We start from the raw sequence: 17234 nt of genomic DNA, 5'->3' as shown, positions 1-17234 counted from the left end.
TTGCTCCCAATTTTCCCGATATTGCTTTTCGCTGCCTTCCGGTGTCAGCCGTGGGGAGCGGTCTATTCTCGCTCCAGAGGTCGCAGCGCGTTTGGGCGCCACACGGTCAAGGACCGTGGCGCCGTGCGGCCCCCGTTCGCCTCCTCATGGACGACGGTATCCGAATGGTGGAGGAAAAGAACAGGCATCGCCGGACCTTCAGCCTTTTTCCGTGTCCTTTACTCTCACCTTTCTACCCTTAGGAGATCAAGATGGGCATTTCGCGACGCCCGGCTTATAATCCCAAGCATCATCTGCCAGGACTCCGTCCACAGCAGGAGTGAACACTGAACACACCCTGGAGTGCCCCCTGAAACTGAGACAGGGTTAAAGTGTTCCGGTTCTCTGCAGGAGAGGACCGATGGGAGAGAAGCGAAGTTTGAAGTTCAAGGTTTCGCTGGTTCGTCGGCTTGAAGCTGGCGAGCGGATAACGGATCTTGAACGGGAATCTGGCGTATTCCGTGCGCAGATTTACCGCTGGCGCGATGCTTTTGGTCGTGAGGGTGAGGCTGGATTGGAGCGTCGTCCTGGCCGCCGACGCGGCTATCGGCGGTCTCGATCTGCAGAGGGAGGCCCGTCGACGGGTCCGGCGCCGAGCGCGCCTGCGGTGGCAGCATTGGATCAGCTTGCGCCTGATGTGCGGGCCTGGGTATCGGAGCTTGAGCGAACGGTTGCGCGCCAGCAGCTTGAGTTGGATTTTTTCAGCGAAGCCTTGCAGCGTATCGAGGCGTCACGCCGGCCGAAGAGCGCGGCTGGCGAGACGGCGTCTACGCCGCCATCCAGGCGATGACGCAGCGGCAAGGCAGAGTTTCGGTGGAAGGGATGTGCCGGTTGGCCGGCGTGAGCCGGGCCGGCTTTTACCGGCATTGGCAGGGGCGCTCGCCGGCAGCGGAGGAGACCGACCTGCGCGACGCCATCCAGCGGTTGGCCCTGGCGCATCGGCATTACGGTTACCGGCGGATCACGGCGCTGTTGCGTCGGGAGGGGCGGCTGGCGAACCACAAGCGGGTGCTGCGGCTGATGCGGGAGGACACCCTGCTGTGTCTGCGGCGGGCAGCGTTCGTCCCGGCGACGACGGACAGCCGGCATGACTTTCCGGTCTGGCCCAACGTGGCACGCCGCTTGACGCTGAGCGGGCCGAACCAGCTGTGGGTTGCCGACATCACCTATGTCCGGCTGGGTAGGGAGTTCGCCTATCTGGCGGTTATCCTGGACGCCTGGTCGCGCCGGGTGATCGGCTGGGCACTGGCCGATCATCTGCGTGCGGAGCTGACACTGGAGGCGCTCGACGGCGCCTTGGCCGCGCGCGGAGCGGGACCGATGGTTCACCACTCCGACCGAGGCGTCCAGTATGCGTGCCGGGCCTACATCGGGCGTCTGGAGGCTCATGGCGTCCAGCCAAGCATGAGCCGGGTCGGCTGCCCTTACGACAATGCCATGGCGGAGAGCTTCATGAAGACACTCAAGACCGAAGAGGTCGACGGTCGAGCCTACGCTGACATCGCCCCCAAAACGAAACGGCCCCCTTCCCTTGCGGGAAGAGGGCCGTCGTCGTTTCAGCTACCCGGTTCGGCTCAGTCGCGCTTGACCGTGTCGCTGTTCAGCGCCGCCTGCGCCGCCGCCAGACGGGCGATCGGCACGCGGTAGGGCGAGCAGGAGACATAGGTCAGCCCGACCTTCTCGCAGAAGGAGATCGAGGCCGGGTCGCCGCCATGCTCGCCGCAGATGCCGAGCTTGATGTCCGGACGGACCTTGCGGCCACGCTCGGTGGCGATCTCCACCAGTTCGCCGACGCCGGTGACGTCCAGCGACTGGAACGGGTCCTGCTCCAGGATGCCCTGGCGCTGGTACTCCGGCAGGAAGCTGCCGGCGTCGTCGCGCGACAGGCCCAGCGTGGTCTGGGTCAGGTCGTTGGTGCCGTAGCTGAAGAACTCGGCCGACTCGGCGATCTCGCCGGCCTTCAGGGCCGCACGCGGGATCTCGATCATCGTGCCGGTCAGATACTCCACCGTCACGCCGGTCTCGGCCTTCACCTGCTCGGCGGCGCGGTCGATCACCGCCTTGAGGATGTCGAACTCCTTGCGGGTGATGATCAGCGGGATCATCACTTCGGGAATGACGGCCTCTCCGGTGGTCTTGGCGACCTCGGCGGCAGCGGCGAAGATGGCGCGGGCCTGCATCTCGTAGATCTCGGGGTACGAGATGCCCAGACGGCAGCCGCGATGGCCCAGCATCGGGTTCGCTTCATGCAGCTGGATGGTGCGGTGGCGCACCCGCAGCGGATCGGTGCCGGTGGCCGCCGCGACCTCCGCCATGTCCTCTTCGGTGTTCGGCAGGAACTCGTGCAGCGGCGGGTCGAGCAGGCGGATCGTCACCGGCAGGCCGGCCATGATCGTGAACAGCTCGACGAAGTCCTTCTTCTGGAAGGGCTCCAGCTTGGCAAGCGCCTTGCGGCGGCCGGCCTCGTCCTCCGCCAGGATCATCTCGCGGACGGCCAGGATGCGCTCCGGGTCGAAGAACATGTGCTCGGTGCGCGACAGGCCGATGCCCTCGGCGCCGAACTTCCGCGCGGTGCGGGCGTCCAGCGGGGTCTCGGCGTTGGCGCGGACCTTCATCCGGCGGATCTTGTCGGCCCAGCCCATCAGGGTGGCGAAGTCGCCCGACAGCTCCGGCTGGATCGTCGGCACCTCGCCCAGCATCACCTCGCCGGTGGAGCCGTCGATGGTCAGGATGTCGCCTTCCTTCACGGCGACGCCGCGGACCGACATCTGCCTGGTCTTGTAGTCGATGCGCAGGTCGCCGGCGCCCGACACGCAGGCACGGCCCATGCCGCGGGCAACCACCGCCGCGTGGCTGGTCATGCCGCCGCGGCTGGTCAGGATGCCGCGGGCGGCGTGCATGCCGTGGATGTCCTCAGGCGAGGTCTCGATGCGGCAGAGGATCACCGACTCGCCCTTGCCGGCCATCTGCTCGGCCTCGTCGGCGGTGAAGACCACCTTGCCCGAGGCCGCACCGGGGGAAGCCGGCAGGCCCTTGGCGATGATCTTGCGGTCGGCCTTGGGGTCCAGCGTCGGGTGCAGCAGCTGGTCGAGCGAGGCCGGATCGATGCGGCGGACCGCCTCGTTCTGGTCGATGACGCCCTCGTTCGCCAGATCCACCGCGATCTTCAGCGCCGCCGGAGCGGTGCGCTTGCCGTTGCGGGTCTGCAGCATGAACAGCTTGTTCTGCTGGACCGTGAACTCGATGTCCTGCATGTCGCGGTAGTGCTTTTCCAGCTTGAGGCGGACCTCGTTCAGCTGGTTGAACACCTCCGGCATCACCTCTTCCATGGCGGGGAGGTCGGACTTGTTGGCGATCTTGCCGGCGACGGTCAGGTGCTGCGGCGTGCGGATGCCGGCGACGACGTCCTCACCCTGGGCATTGACCAGATACTCGCCGTAGAAGGCGTTCTCGCCGGTCGACGGGTTGCGGGTGAAGGCCACGCCGGTGGCGCAGTCGTTGCCCATGTTGCCGAAGACCATGCACTGCACGTTGACCGCGGTGCCCCAGGCGGCCGGGATGTCGTGCAGCTTGCGGTAGGTGATGGCGCGGGCGTTCATCCACGAATCGAAGACGGCACCGATGGCGCCCCACAGCTGCTCCTGCACGTCCTGCGGGAAGGGCCGGCCCAGCTCGCGCTCGACCGCCTTCTTGTAGTCCTCGATCACCGCCTGCCAATCCTCGGCCGACAGGTCGGTGTCGAGGTTGTAGGACTTGTCGCGCTTGTGGTTGTCGAGGATGTCCTCGAAATGGTGATGCTCAACGTCGAGCACGACGTTGGAGTACATCTGGATGAAGCGGCGGTAGCTGTCGTAGGCGAAGCGGCCGTCGCCCGACCGCTTGGCGAGGCCGGCGGCGGTCGCGTCGTTCAGGCCCAGGTTGAGGACGGTGTCCATCATGCCCGGCATCGACGCGCGGGCGCCGGACCGGACCGACACCAGCAGCGGGTTGGCCTGATCGCCGAACTTGGCGTCCATCGCCGTTTCCAGCCGCGTGATGGCGGCGTTCACCTGCGCCGTCAGCTCCGGCGGATAGGAGCGTCCGTTGGCGTAGAAATAGGTGCACAGCTCGGTGGTGATCGTGAAGCCCGGCGGAACGGGCAGGCCAAGATTGGCCATTTCGGCCAGATTGGCGCCCTTGCCGCCCAGCAGGTTCTTCATCTCGGCCCGTCCTTCGGTGGCACCGGCCCCGAAGCTGTAGACCCACTTGGATTCACCCTGGCTCGCCATTGCGGATTTCCTCTCGCCCCATGGTCGTCCGGCATGTGGGTGCTCCCCTTGTCTCCAACGACCGTTCCACCCTGCGGAAATCCGCCGGGCGAAACCCCGTGGTCAGTTTGCTTGACCGCACATGCCGCTGAGTGGACCTTCTATCGCCCCAAACGTTGGGACACAAGACAGTCGCGTGGTCTAGAACAGGATGACCTGCGCTTCACCGGCAAAGGAGCGTTGCGGCTATATCGTATTGCCCGCATCCCCATTACTCCGGCGGATCCGCATAATACCGATTCGAACGGTGAATTGCGCCCGAAGTACCCCGTAAATCCAAAGAAAAACGGGACCATTTCCCCTGCAAATGTTTCAGATGCTGAAGCAGGCGGCGGCCGGACATTCGACCCAGTGCTTACCCTCCCCCGCCAGCCAGTTCACGAGCGCCGCCGACGGCATCGGCCGGGCGAAAAGATAACCCTGGCCGATGGCGCAGCCTTCCGCCTCCAGCATGCGGTGCTGGGCCTCACGCTCCACCCCCTCCGCGACGACGGTCAGGCCCAGCGCCTCGCCGATCTGGATGATGGCGCGGACCAGGGGGCGGTTGGCGGCGTCGATGTCCAGCTCCTTGACGAAGCTGCGGTCGATCTTCAGTTCGCCGACCGGGAAGCGCTTCAGATAGCTCAAGGATGAATAGCCGGTGCCGAAATCGTCGATGGAGAGGGTGACGCCCAGCGCGTGCAAGGCATCCAGCGCGTCATGGACGCCGATCTCCTCCGTCATCATCAGCCGTTCGGTGATCTCCAACGTCAGATCGTTGGCCGGGATGCCGTTGGTGGCCAGCGCGGCGCGGACCTGATCCGGCAGGTCGCCGCGGGCGAAGCGGACGGCGGAGACGTTCACCGCCAGCCCGGGCACCGGCACCCCCGCCGCGCGCCAGCGGCCGAGCTGCGCCACCGACGTCTGCAACACCCAGCTGTCCAGCCGGTCGATCAGCCCGCACTCCTCGGCCAGCGGCACGAACTCCACCGGCGACACCGCTCCCCAGCGCGGGTGGGTCCAGCGGATCAGCGCCTCCACCCGGTGCAGGCAGTTCGGCTTCAACCGCAACTGGGGCTGGTAATACAGCTCGAACGGTGCCTCGTCCTCCGGACAGCCCGCCTCCTGCCGGTCCAGCGCCTCGCGCAGCGCCGCCTCCATCTCCAGCCGGCGCACCGCCTGTTCGTTCATGTCGCGGCGGAAAAAGTGGCAGCGGTTGCGGCCCGCCTGCTTGGCCCGGTACATCGCCGCGTCGGCCTGGCGCAGCAGCGTATCGAAATCCATGCCGTCGTCGGGATGCACGGCGATGCCGATGCTGGCGGTCGGGGTCAGCGTCAGATCGGCCACCGTCACCGGCACCGCCAGGGCGGTGAGCACCCGCTCGGCCAGCAGCGAGGCATGCGCCGCGTCACAGCCCGGCAGCAACGCCACGAACTCGTCGCCGCCCAGCCGAGCCAGCGTGTCGCCCTCGATGAACAGCTGCTTCAGCCGGGTCGCCACCTCCACCAGCAGCCGGTCGCCGACTGCATGCCCCAGCGAGTCGTTGATGGTCTTGAAGCGGTCGATGTCCAGGAACATCAGCGTCACCGGCTGCCGGGTGCGCCCGGCCAGCGCCAGCGCCGCGGTGGCGCGGTCGGCCAGAAGCTGACGGTTGGGCAGCCCGGTCAGCGTGTCGAAGTAGGCCAGCCGGTTGATCTCCGCCCGCGCCCGGTCATGTTCGATGGCGAGCGCGCATAGATGCACGCAGGCTTCCACCAGCCGGCGGTGAAAAGCGGCAACGGGGCGCGGATGGTGGTAATAGAGCGCGAAGCTGCCCAGCATGCGGGCGTCCCGCCCCTTGATCGGGTTGGACCAGCAGGCGGCCAACCCATGGGCCAGCGCGAGGTCGCGACGCTTGGCCCAGCGCGGATCACCGGCGATATCGATGGACATCACCGCCTCGCCCGCGCTCATCGCGCTGCCGCAGCAGCCGACGTCCGGCTCGATGGAAAGCCCGTCGATGTTGGCAGTGTAGCCGGCGGGCAGCGATGGGGCGGCGGCGACCCGCATGCGGTTCTCGTCGTCCCGCAGCATCACCGAACAGGCGACCTCCGGCGCACAGGCCTCAACCTGCCGACAGAGGAAATCCAGGACCTGCTTCAGCGACCGGCCGGTCGCCACCAGTTCCAAAACATTCTGCTGCAGGCGGGCCACCGCCTCGGCCCGCTCACGCTCGTCGAAGTTGCGCATCTCGCACAGAAGCAGCTCATCGCCCCCGTCGGTCAGATGCTGCCAAAACAGATCGACCGGGACCGGATCATGGCGCAGGATCCGCAAGGCGCCGGCACCGGGCGGCGGATGATCCCCCCGCGCACCGTCCCACACCGCTTGCCAGTCACGTCCGCCGAGATCGAGCAGGCTGGGCAACGAGCGCCCGACCAGCGTCTCCAAAGGGAGGCCGGCCAGCCGGGCAAAGCCGGGGTTGGCACCGACGATGGCGCCGTCGGCCGATGTCCAGACCAAGGCAGCGTTCCATTGCGCGGCGGTTGCCCGCAACAGGCGATCGGACGGCAGACGGTCGTCCAGCGCGGTCGCGGCCGAATCCATGACCCCTGATCCCTCCGGACATGCTTCGGGAACGCCGCGTCGGCGCCCCCGGGAGAGTCAGCTAACATGAACACACGCGGCACGGTCAAGGCTCGTCACACTTCGGCCAACCTGTTGCAGCCACACGAGAACGGTTCTAATCCACCATCGCTGAAACCGTTCGTGCAGAACAAAAAGGGAGGAAGTGGTTTCCCACTCCCTCCCTATCGTCATTGGCCTTCAGATGGCGCCCCCGGCGGGAGCGCCGTCCTCAGGATCAGCTGCAGCCGGTGGTCGACCCGCAGCTGTCGCACTTCAGGCAGGTGCCGTTGCGGACCAGGGTCATGTTGCCGCACTCGCCGCAGGGATCGCCCTCATAGCCGCGGGCGCGGGCCTCGCGGATGCGGTCGAAGCGCTGGTCGCTGGTGCTGCCGCCATAGGCCGTACCGGTGGCCGCGGTGGCGGCGACATGGCCCTGTGCAGTGGCGGCGGCGACCGCCGGGCTGGCCGACATGGCCGCCTGGGCGGAAACCTGCGTACCCGCCGACGCGGTGACGCTCACGGCCGCCGTGTCGGTGCCGGTGGCGGCGAAGGCCGCCGCGGCGCTGGCGCGCTGGGTCTGGCCGCCATGCAGGACGCGCAGGTTGTTGCGGACATAGCCGGTCGACGCGATGCGGCGGACGATGTCGGACGGCTGCACCTGGGTATCCGGCAGGTCACCCTGCTTGTCGCCGCTGCCGACCGTCGACGGCACCAGATCCTCCGGCGTGGCGTGCGCCAGATCGGTGCGGTTCAGGTAGGAGATGGCGATCTCGCGGAAGATGTAGTCGATGATCGACGTCGCCATCTTGATGGTGTCGTTGCCGGTCACCATGCCCGACGGCTCGAAGCGCGTGAAGGTGAATGCCTCCACGAACTCCTCGAGCGGCACGCCATACTGCAGGCCGATCGACACCGCGATGGCGAAGTTGTTCATCAGCGAGCGGAAGGCGGCACCTTCCTTGTGCATGTCGATGAAGATCTCGCCCAGGCGGCCGTCCTCATACTCGCCGGTGCGCAGATACACCTTGTGGCCGCCGACATTGGCCTTCTGGGTGTAACCCTTGCGGCGGTGCGGCAGACGCTCGCGCGAGCTGCTCTTCCGCTCGACCACCCGCTCGATCACCTTCTCGACGATGCGCTCGGTGATCATCTGGGCGCGAACGGCGGCCGGCGCCTCGATCACCGCCTCGACCGCCTCGCCATCCTCCTCGTCGTCGAGCAGGGCGGCCTGCAGCGGCTGGCTCAGCTTGGAGCCGTCGCGGTAGAGCGCGTTCGCCTTCAGGCCCAGGCGCCAGGACATCAGGTAGGCGTCCTTGCACTCGTCGACCGTCGCCGTGTTCGGCATGTTGATGGTCTTGGAGATGGCGCCGGAGATGAAGGGCTGCGCCGCCGCCATCATCGTGATGTGCGATTCCCAGGACAGGAAGCGCTTGCCGATGCGGCCGCAGGGGTTGGCGCAGTCGAACACCGACAGATGCTCGTCCTTCAGGAAGGGAGCACCCTCCAAGGTCATGGCGCCGCAGCAGAAGGTGTTGGCCAGCTCGATCTGCGACTTGCTGAAGCCGATGTGGCTCAGCAGGTCGAAGCCCGGGGCGTCCAGCGTCTCGGCCGGGATGCCCAGCGTCTGGATGCAGAAGTCGGCGCCGATGGTCCAGCGGTTGAAGACGAACTTGATGTCGAAGGCGGTGGCGAGGTTGCCTTCCAGCCGCTCCAGCAGCTCGTCGGTGAAGCCCTTGGCCTTCAACGCCTCGTGGTTCACGCCCGGGGCGTTCTTCAGCGTGCCGTGGCCGACGGCGTAGAGCGCGATCTGCTCGATCTGGTCCGGGGTGTAGCCGAGCGTTTTCAGCGCCTCCGGCACCAGACGGTTGACGATCTTGAAGTAGCCGCCACCGGCCAGCTTCTTGAACTTCACCAGGGCGAAGTCGGGCTCGATGCCGGTGGTATCGCAGTCCATCACCAGACCGATGGTGCCGGTCGGGGCGACCACGGTGGCTTGGGCATTGCGATAGCCGTGGGCCTCGCCCAGTTCCAGCGCCTCGTCCCACACGCGGACGGCGGCGAGCGCCAGTTCCTGGTCCGGGCAGAGGTCGGCGACGAAGGGCACCGGCTCGACCGCCAGCCCCTCATAGCCGTTCATCTCGCCGTTGGCGGCGCGGCGATGGTTGCGGATGACCCGCAGCATGTGGTCGCGGTTGGCCTCGAAGCCCGGGAAGGTGCCCAGTTCCTGCGCCATCTCGGCCGAGGTGGCATAGGCGACGCCGGTCATGACGGCGGAGATGCCGGCGCAGTAGGCGCGGCCCTCGTCCGAGTCGTAGGACAGGCCGGACGCCATCAGCAGGCCGCCGAGGTTGGCGAAGCCGAGGCCCAGCGTGCGGAACTCGTAGGAGAGCTGGGCGATTTCCTTCGACGGGAACTGCGCCATCAGCACGGAGATTTCCAGCACGATGGTCCACAGCCGACAGGCGTGCTCGAACGCCTCGACGTCGAAGGAACCGTCCTTCAGACGGAACGACATCAGGTTCAGCGACGCCAGATTGCAGGCGGTGTCGTCGAGGAACATGTATTCCGAGCACGGGTTCGAGGCGTTGATGCGCCCCGAAGCCGGGCAGGTGTGCCACTCGTTAATGGTGCTGTCGAACTGCACGCCCGGATCGGCACAGGCCCAGGCGGCGTAGCCGACCTTGTCCCACAGGTCGCGGGCACGGACGGTCTTCACCACCTTACCGTTGGTGCGGCCGATCAGGTTCCAGTCGGCATCGTCCAGCACCGCCTGCACGAACTCGTTGGAGATGCGCACGGAGTTGTTGGAGTTCTGGCCGGAAACCGTCAGGTAGGCTTCCGAATCCCAGTCGGTGTTGTAGGTCTTGAACTCGATCGAGGTGAAACCCTGGCCGGCGAACTGGATCACGCGCTGGATGTAGTTCTCCGACACCTGATCCTTGCGGGCGGCGAGGATCGCCTTCTTGAGCTCCTTGTTCTCCTTCGGATCGAGGCCCGACTGGGCGGCGGCCATCACCGAGGTCAGGTGCTTCTGGCAGATCTTGGAGCCGGTCACGAGCGCTGCGACCTTCTGCTCCTCGTTCACCTTCCAGTCGATGTAGCCTTCGATGTCCGGGTGGTCCATGTCCACCGTGACCATCTTGGCCGCACGGCGGGTGGTGCCGCCCGACTTGATGGCGCCGGCAGCGCGGTCACCGATCTTCAGGAAGCTCATCAGGCCCGACGACTTGCCGCCGCCGGCCAGCTTCTCGCCTTCGCCGCGGAGCTTGGAGAAGTTGGAGCCGGTGCCCGAGCCATACTTGAACAGGCGGGCCTCACGCACCCACAGGTCCATGATGCCGCCCTCATTCACCAGATCGTCGGCGACGGACTGGATGAAGCAGGCGTGCGGCTGCGGATGCTCGTAGGCCGAGGCGGACGAAGTCAGCAGGCCGGTCTTGAAATCGACGTAGAAATGGCCCTGGCTCGGGCCGTCGATGCCGTAGGCCCAGTGCAGGCCGGTGTTGAACCACTGCGGGCTGTTCGGGGCCGCCATCTGGGCGGCCAGCATGAAGCGCATCTCGTCGAAGAAGGTGTGCGCGTCGGCCTCGGTGTCGAAATAGCCGCCCTTCCAGCCCCAATAGGTCCAGGTGCCGGCCAGACGGTCGAAGACCTGCTTGGCCGAATGCTCCCCGACGAAACGCTTTTCCTTCGGCAGGGCGGCCAGCTTCTCCTGGTCCGCCTCCTTGCGCCACAGCCAGGACGGGACGGTGTTCTCCTCCACGGCGCGGAGCGCTGCGGGGACGCCGGCCTTGCGAAAATACTTCTGGGCCAGGATGTCGCTGGCGACCTGCGAGAAGTTGTCCGGCACCTCGATGCCGGTCTGCTGGAAGACGATCGTCCCATCCGGGTTGCGGATCTCGCTGGTCGCCTGGCGGAAACCGAGGCTGGCGTAGGCGTCCTGGCCTTCGTGCGTGAAACGACGCTCAATCCGCATGATGAGACTGTCCCTTGCTTGGAGCCCGCCGCGGCGCGCTCAAATGGAAATATGGTGCGACCCGTCCCGTCGAAGCGGCCGGCGGTCTTCATCCGCCGTCCGGCCCGGCAACGCAGATGGCGCCGTACAAACAGGGGGCTCGATGCCCGGCTGTCCGCCGTCGCCGCTGTGCTGCCGACCGGGGCCGCCGCTGGAGGCCGGCCGGGTCACGTGAGCGGCATCCTAGCCAGCGCGACCGGGGCAGGCAAGCCCCACTCTGCTAGATATTGTGGTTGACATCGACGAACCCCTCAAAACCTTGATCTTGTGGTGTTCAACCCGTCACTGGGGATCCTGTTCCCGCCTGCCAAGCAATTTTTTTGGGGGCGGTGGCGGACCGCATCGCGGTCGTGAGGCACAAACTGTAGGCACTCAAATCACCGCCGATGCCGGATCGGACGGCGCCACGCCCCGATTAGAGCGCAAAACGCCGCCGATCACCAGTGCTTCGTTACGGTGAAAATCAACATCTTGTTGCCTGTGCCCCATTGCACACACCACCGATTCGCTACGCCTCGACTCGCGGCAAATTGGCGGAATCCAAGGGGCGACTCGAAAAAGCGGGCCGGAGGAGCCCCCGAGTCGCCGCCGGTCGGCCTGTGGATCGACACGGAAGAGGGGTAAGGACGGCCTCCCCGCAACTATTTCAAGCGTCCCCGGTTAAGGCGGGTGGAGCCAAGATGGCTCCCGCGCGATCCCATGGATCCTTGGGGGAGGAGAAGCGCCCATGCTGAAAATCACCCACAAGATGTGGTTCGCATTGCCGGCACTGACACTGCTTGTCGGCATAGCGACTCCGCCGGGTGCGGCTGCCCAGAGCGTCATCATCAACGGTTCGACTCCGGCTGTTGGTGCGGCGGTGGAACGCAAGACCGGCCCCAGCGTCGACCAGCTGATGGACCGCAGCGTCCTCGGTGCCGACGGGTCGAAGATCGGCACCGTCACCGACGTGATCCTCAACGACAAGGGCGAGGCCCAATACATCGTCATCCATTCCGGCGGCATTCTGGGCTTCGGCGGCAAGAACATCGCGGCCGACCTGACCCTGGCCGACCTGCGGACCGGCACCGAGGCGATCCATCTGCGCGAGGTGACAGCCGCCAGCGTGCGCGACATGCCCGAATTCCGCTACGACGACAGCATCACGTCGCTGACCCGAAGCCCGGAGCCACGGCGGCATTAGCAAAATGGAGCAATGAAAAAGGCCGCGCCCCAACCGGGACGCGGCCTTTCTCCTACCCTTCCGGGAGATCGCTAAGCCCCCTCCCCTGCGGCGACGCAGGAGAGGACGGCGTCAGGCGATCACTCGTCGTTCTGCTGCTTGCGCTTCAGAGCGGCGCCCAGGATGTCGCCCAGCGAGGCGCCCGAGTCGGACGAACCGAACTCGGCCATCGCCTGCTTCTCTTCCTCCATCTCGCGGGCCTTGATGGACAGCGAGATGCGGCGGGAAGCGCGGTCGATCTGGGTGACCTTGGCATCGACCTTCTCGCCGACGGCGAAACGGTCCGGGCGCTGTTCCGAACGGTCGCGGGACAGGTCCGACTTGCGGATGAAGCCGGTGTAGCCCTCGCCGACGGTCACTTCGATGCCGCCGTCCGTCACCTGCGTCACGGTGCAGGTCACGACTTCGTTCTTCTTCAGGCCGGCAGTGGCCGACTCGAACGGGTCGCTGGCCAGCTGCTTGATGCCGAGGCTGATGCGCTCCTTCTCGACGTCGACGTCGAGAACCTTGACCTTGACGCGGTCGCCTTTCTTGTACTCGGCGATCGCCTCTTCACCCGACTTGTTCCAGTCGAGATCGGACATGTGGACCATGCCGTCGATGTCGCCCGGGAGGCCGACGAACAGACCGAACTCGGTGATGTTCTTGACTTCGCCTTCCAGCTCGGTGCCAGGACCGAACTTGTCGGTGAAGGTCTCCCACGGGTTGTCCAGGCACTGCTTCAGGCCGAGGCTGATGCGGCGCTTCTGCGGATCGACGTCCAGGACCATGACCTCGACTTCCTGCGAAGTCGACACGATCTTGCCCGGATGGACGTTCTTCTTGGTCCAGGACATTTCCGAAACGTGGACCAGGCCCTCGATCCCCGGCTCCAGCTCCACGAAGGCGCCGTAGTCGGTGATGTTGGTGACGCGGCCCTTGAACTTCGCGCCGACCGGATACTTGGCCTCGACGCCTTCCCACGGGTCGGCTTCGAGCTGCTTCATGCCCAGGCTGATGCGCTGGGTTTCCGGGTTGAAGCGGATGACCTGGACCGTGACGGTCTGGCCGATCTGCAAGGCTTCCGACGGATGGTTGATGCGGCGCCACGCGATGTCGGTGACGTGCAGCAGGCCATCGACGCCGCCCAGGTCGACGAACGCACCGTAGTCGGTGATGTTCTTGACGACGCCCTGGAGGATCTGGCCTTCCTTGAGGTTGGCCACCAGCTCCGAACGGGCCTCCGCACGGCTCTCTTCGAGCACGGCGCGGCGCGACACGACGATGTTGCCGCGCGAGCGGTCCATCTTCAGGATCTGGAACGGCTGCGGGGTGCCCAGCAGCGGGGAGATGTCGCGGACCGGACGGATGTCGACCTGCGAGCCCGGCAGGAAGGCGACGGCGCCCGACAGGTCGACCGTGAAGCCACCCTTGACGCGGCCGAAGATGACGCCGGTGACGCGGGTCTGGTCGTTGAACGACTTCTCCAGCAGGGCCCAGGCTTCTTCGCGCTTCGCCTTCTCACGGCTCAGCATCGCCTCGCCGTTCTTGTCTTCCATCCGCTCGAGGTAGACCTCGACGGTGTCGCCCGCCTTCAGCTCGGGCGGCTGGCCGGCAACGGCGAATTCCTTCAGCGCGACGCGGCCTTCCGACTTCAGACCGACGTCGATGGTGACCATGTCGTTCTCGACGGCGACGACGCGTCCCTTGACGACCGTACCTTCGAGCGACTCGGCCGCGCCCAGCGACTCTTCAAGCAGAGACGCGAAGCTTTCCTTTTCGACCGTGCGGGCCAGTGACTGTGCCATTGAAACTCCTAAAGGTGGCGCGAAAGCGGCCCCGTTCCGGTCCCTCCCGCGGCAAAACGGGTGGGACCTCGACCGAACCGCCGCGCCGGGCACCACGCCCGGCGACTTGGTTGATGGTTTTCCTTGGAGGGAGTCGGACCCGTTCGCGCCGCCACCGGCGGCCCGTCAACGGAAGTCGGAAGCGGCGGCGTTACGCCGTGGGCTTCAGACCGGTTTTCGAACCGATGTGGGCGACCGCCATCGAGAACACCTGATCGGCATCGAGAGCGGACGTATCAAGCACAAAAGCGTCGGCAGCCGGACGGAGCGGGGCCACCGCTCTCTGGCTGTCGCGCGCATCACGAGCCTTCATGTCCTCCAGGACATCGGAGGATATAGCCGGAATCCCCCGTCTCTGCAACTCCTTGAGTCGCCGTTCGGCCCGGACCTCCACCGAAGCGGTAATGAACAGTTTGGCCTGGGCATCGGGACAGACCACCGTGCCGATGTCGCGCCCGTCCAGAACCGCCCCCGGCGCGCCGCCCGGCGGGTGGGTCGCGAAGCGCCGCTGGAAGTCGAGCAGCGCCGCCCGCACCTCCGGCACCGCCGCCACCTTGCTGGCCGCCTGCGCCGCCTCGTCGGTGCGCAGGGCCACCTCCCGCAGGATCGGGTGTTCGGGGTGCAGGTCATAGGCCGCATGCGCCGCCGCCGCATTGTCGGCCGGATCGCCGCCGGCCCGCAGCACCGACACGCCGACCGCGCGGTACAGCACGCCGGTGTCGAGGTGGGCGAAGCCGAAGGCATCGGCGATGCGCTGCGACAGGGTACCCTTGCCGCTGGCGGCCGGGCCGTCGATGGCGACGACCACGGTCCCGGCCGGAGCGCCTTGGTTGGAAAGCGGCTGCGTCATGGCCTCACGCCTCCACGATCGCGGCGCCGAGCCCGTTCATCAGCCCGACGAAATCGGGGAAGCTGGTGTCGATGAAGGCGCCGTCGTCGACCGACACCGGCTGTTCGGTCGCCATGCCCAGAACCAGGAAGCTCATGGCGATGCGGTGGTCCATGGCGGTGAGGACGGTGGCGCCGCCCTTCGGCGGCTTGCCGGTGCCATGGACCGTCAGGCTGTCGTCGGCGCCGACCTCCACCGACACGCCGCAACGGGTCAGCCCCTCCGCCACCATGGCGAGGCGGTCGCTCTCCTTCACCCGCAGTTCCTTCAGCCCCAGCATCACCGTGGTGCCCTCGGCACAGGCGGCGGCGGCGGCCAGGACCGGGTATTCGTCGATCATGCTCGGCGCGCGGTCGGCCGGCACCACGACGCCCTTCAAGGCGCTGTGTTTCACCCGCAGGTCGGCCACCGGCTCACCCGCCTGGTCGCGGCGGTTCTCGAAGGCGATGTCGGCGCCCATTTCCACCAGCGTGTCGTAGAGGCCGGTGCGGCGCGGGTTCATGCCGACGTCGTTCAGCAGCAGTTCGGAGCCCGGCCGCAACAGGGCGGCGACCGCCGGGAAGGCGGCGCTGCTGGGATCGGCCGGCACATGGATGCTGCGGCCGGTCAGCTCCGGCTGGCCGATGACGGTGACGGCCAGCGCGCCGTCCTCCAGCCGCTCGGTGGTCACAGTGGCGCCGAAATGGCGCAGCATCAGCTCGGTGTGGTCGCGCGTCGGCTCCGCCTCGATCACCGTGGTGGCGCCGGCAGTGTTGAGGCCGGCCAGCAGGATCGCCGACTTGACCTGGGCGGAGGCCACCGGCAGGCGGTAGGTGATCGGAACCAGCTCGCCGCTGCCGACCACAGTCAACGGCAGGCGTCCGCCGGAGCGGCCGACGAAGCGGGCGCCCATCTCCTCCAGCGGCTTGGTGACGCGGGCCATCGGCCGCTTGTTCAGCGAGGCGTCGCCGGTGAAGACGCAGGTGATCGGATGGCCGGCGACCAGCCCCATCAGCAGGCGGGCGGCGGTGCCGCTGTTGCCCATGTCCAGCACCTGCGCCGGTTCCTGCAACGCACCCAGCCCGACGCCGCGCACGCGCCAGACGCCGCCCCCCTGGCCATCGTCGCTCCGCTCCGCCTCGGCCCCCAGCAGACGCATGGCGGCCGCGGTGTGCAGCACATCCTCGCCTTCCAGCAGGCCGTGGATCACCGTCTCGCCCACGGCGATGGCGCCCAGCATCAACGACCGGTGCGAGATCGACTTGTCGCCGGGCACGCGGATGCTGCCCCGGATCGCGCCGGTGGTGGTGGAGCGCAGCGGCCTTGCGTGCGTCATGGGACGGGTCCTTCGGATCGGAACGGGAAGCGGTTGTGGCCGCCGTTCCTATCACAGCCCCCGCCCCGATGCGAGAGGGGCCAAATCGCCGCCCGCATCAGTGTCCCGGCCGCCCCCCGGCAGCCTCCGCCTTGCGCAAATGAAAAGAGGCCGCCCGAAAGCGGCCCCGAGTTCAAGGAGGAAACCAAATGGAGGAGTTGCACGGTGTGCAGGTCCGTTCTAGCGAGTTATGGTTAACGTCGTGTAAAGGCAACCCCTGCCCGGGCGGGATACCACTTTCCCGCCGGTGCTGCGACGCCGCGGCGGCCGGCTCGTCTCATCTTTTTTTTGACAAGCGCCGCAGGGCGTGGCAAAGGGCGCCTCTTGAGAACCCCCCTGATTTTTGTGACGGAGGACGTGGCGTGGCCAAACCCGAATGGGGCGTCAAGCGCATCTGCCCGAGCTGTGGCGCTCGTTACTATGACATGCGCAAGGACCCGCCGGTCTGCCCGAGCTGTGGCGCGCAGTTCGATCCCGAGGCTCTGCTGAAGTCCCGCAAGGCCCGTCCGGCCCCGGTCGACGACACCAAGAAGGCGGCTGTCGTGGCCGAGGACGAGGAAGAGGTCGAGACCGAGGCCGAGACTCCGGAACTGGAGGATGCCGAGGACGAAATGTCGGTCGACGACATCGAGGAAGCCGACGACACCGCCGAGGACGAGGACGATGTCCTGATCGAGGACACGTCCGAACTCGGCGAGGACGACATGGACGAAGTCGTCGACGTCGAGGGCGAGGACGAGGAGGAGCGCTGACCGGCGCCCTTCCCGGTGGCGGCGGGACGGGCGGCGGGGTGGTGAAAAAAGCGCGAAAGGACGAATTTTCCGCTTGCATCACTCCGCTGCCTGACTATTATCCCGCTCCACCAAGGCCGGACGGAAACGACCGGCCCCCAGAGTTAAGGGGCCATAGCTCAGCTGGGAGAGCGCTACAATGGCATTGTAGAGGTCAGGAGTTCGATCCTCCTTGGCTCCACCAAATCGATCAAGGGCTCGGTGA

General features: G+C 66.7%; 10 protein-coding genes and 1 tRNA gene. 5 read left to right on the top strand and 6 right to left on the bottom strand.

All coding sequences use genetic code 11. From position 1 onward, the window contains the following. Positions 1 to 400: 400 nt before the first annotated feature. Positions 401 to 829: a helix-turn-helix domain-containing protein gene (locus ABNQ40_RS18155; protein WP_109051906.1), complete on the top strand. Its 429-nt coding sequence runs from the start codon at positions 401 to 403 to the stop codon at positions 827 to 829. A 41-nt stretch (positions 830 to 870) separates the two neighbouring features. Next, entirely contained in the window at positions 871 to 1686 is an 816-nt protein-coding gene (locus ABNQ40_RS18150) for an IS3 family transposase (RefSeq protein WP_391348479.1), read from the top strand. On the opposite strand, the gene ppdK is transcribed toward ABNQ40_RS18150, so the two are convergent. The 3 genes from ppdK to ABNQ40_RS18135 form a co-directional block, all read right to left on the bottom strand. Then, positions 1614 to 4307 carry a pyruvate, phosphate dikinase gene (ppdK, locus tag ABNQ40_RS18145; protein ID WP_109051904.1) on the bottom strand — a complete coding sequence of 898 codons (2694 nt, stop codon included), beginning with the start codon at positions 4305 to 4307 and terminating at the stop codon, positions 1614 to 1616. The genes ABNQ40_RS18150 and ppdK overlap by 73 nt on opposite strands. Positions 4308 to 4658: 351 nt before the next feature. Then, the gene (locus tag ABNQ40_RS18140) at positions 4659 to 6911 is read right to left on the bottom strand and encodes a bifunctional diguanylate cyclase/phosphodiesterase (RefSeq protein ID WP_109051903.1); all 2253 of its coding nucleotides are present in this window, start codon (positions 6909 to 6911) and stop codon (positions 4659 to 4661) included. 256 nt (positions 6912 to 7167) lie between these two features. Further along, entirely contained in the window at positions 7168 to 10908 is a 3741-nt protein-coding gene (locus ABNQ40_RS18135) for a vitamin B12-dependent ribonucleotide reductase (protein WP_109051902.1), read from the bottom strand. Between the two features lie 766 nt (positions 10909 to 11674). Between ABNQ40_RS18135 and ABNQ40_RS18130 the strand changes: the two genes are divergently transcribed. Beyond that, positions 11675 to 12130 (top strand): PRC-barrel domain-containing protein, encoded by a 456-nt coding sequence (locus ABNQ40_RS18130; protein ID WP_109051901.1) that lies wholly within the window; start codon positions 11675 to 11677, stop codon positions 12128 to 12130. A gap of 119 nt (positions 12131 to 12249) precedes the next feature. Here the strand turns inward: ABNQ40_RS18130 and rpsA are convergent, their stop codons facing one another. From rpsA to aroA, 3 genes are all read right to left on the bottom strand, one after another. Next, the gene (rpsA, locus tag ABNQ40_RS18125) at positions 12250 to 13956 is read right to left on the bottom strand and encodes a 30S ribosomal protein S1 (protein ID WP_042694362.1); all 1707 of its coding nucleotides are present in this window, start codon (positions 13954 to 13956) and stop codon (positions 12250 to 12252) included. A gap of 190 nt (positions 13957 to 14146) precedes the next feature. Further along, positions 14147 to 14803, bottom strand: a complete 657-nt coding sequence (cmk, locus tag ABNQ40_RS18120; RefSeq protein WP_174474149.1) for a (d)CMP kinase — start codon at positions 14801 to 14803, stop codon at positions 14147 to 14149. Positions 14804 to 14849: 46 nt separating this feature from the next. Then, complete coding sequence (gene aroA / locus ABNQ40_RS18115; RefSeq protein WP_109051899.1) at positions 14850 to 16199, bottom strand: 3-phosphoshikimate 1-carboxyvinyltransferase; 1350 nt, start codon at positions 16197 to 16199, stop codon at positions 14850 to 14852. A gap of 401 nt (positions 16200 to 16600) precedes the next feature. Between aroA and ABNQ40_RS18110 the strand changes: the two genes are divergently transcribed. Both ABNQ40_RS18110 and ABNQ40_RS18105 read left to right on the top strand, forming a co-directional pair. Continuing rightward, positions 16601 to 16990 (top strand): TIGR02300 family protein, encoded by a 390-nt coding sequence (locus tag ABNQ40_RS18110; protein WP_109051898.1) that lies wholly within the window; start codon positions 16601 to 16603, stop codon positions 16988 to 16990. Positions 16991 to 17137: 147 nt separating this feature from the next. Then, positions 17138 to 17213 (top strand) — tRNA-Ala (locus tag ABNQ40_RS18105). Positions 17214 to 17234: the final 21 nt, after the last annotated feature.

Source organism: Azospirillum sp. A23, from assembly GCF_042938965.1.
Taxonomy (GTDB): domain Bacteria; phylum Pseudomonadota; class Alphaproteobacteria; order Azospirillales; family Azospirillaceae; genus Azospirillum; species Azospirillum melinis.
Note: the sequence above shows the minus strand (reverse complement) of the source record. Positions and strands in the feature narration are given on the sequence as shown.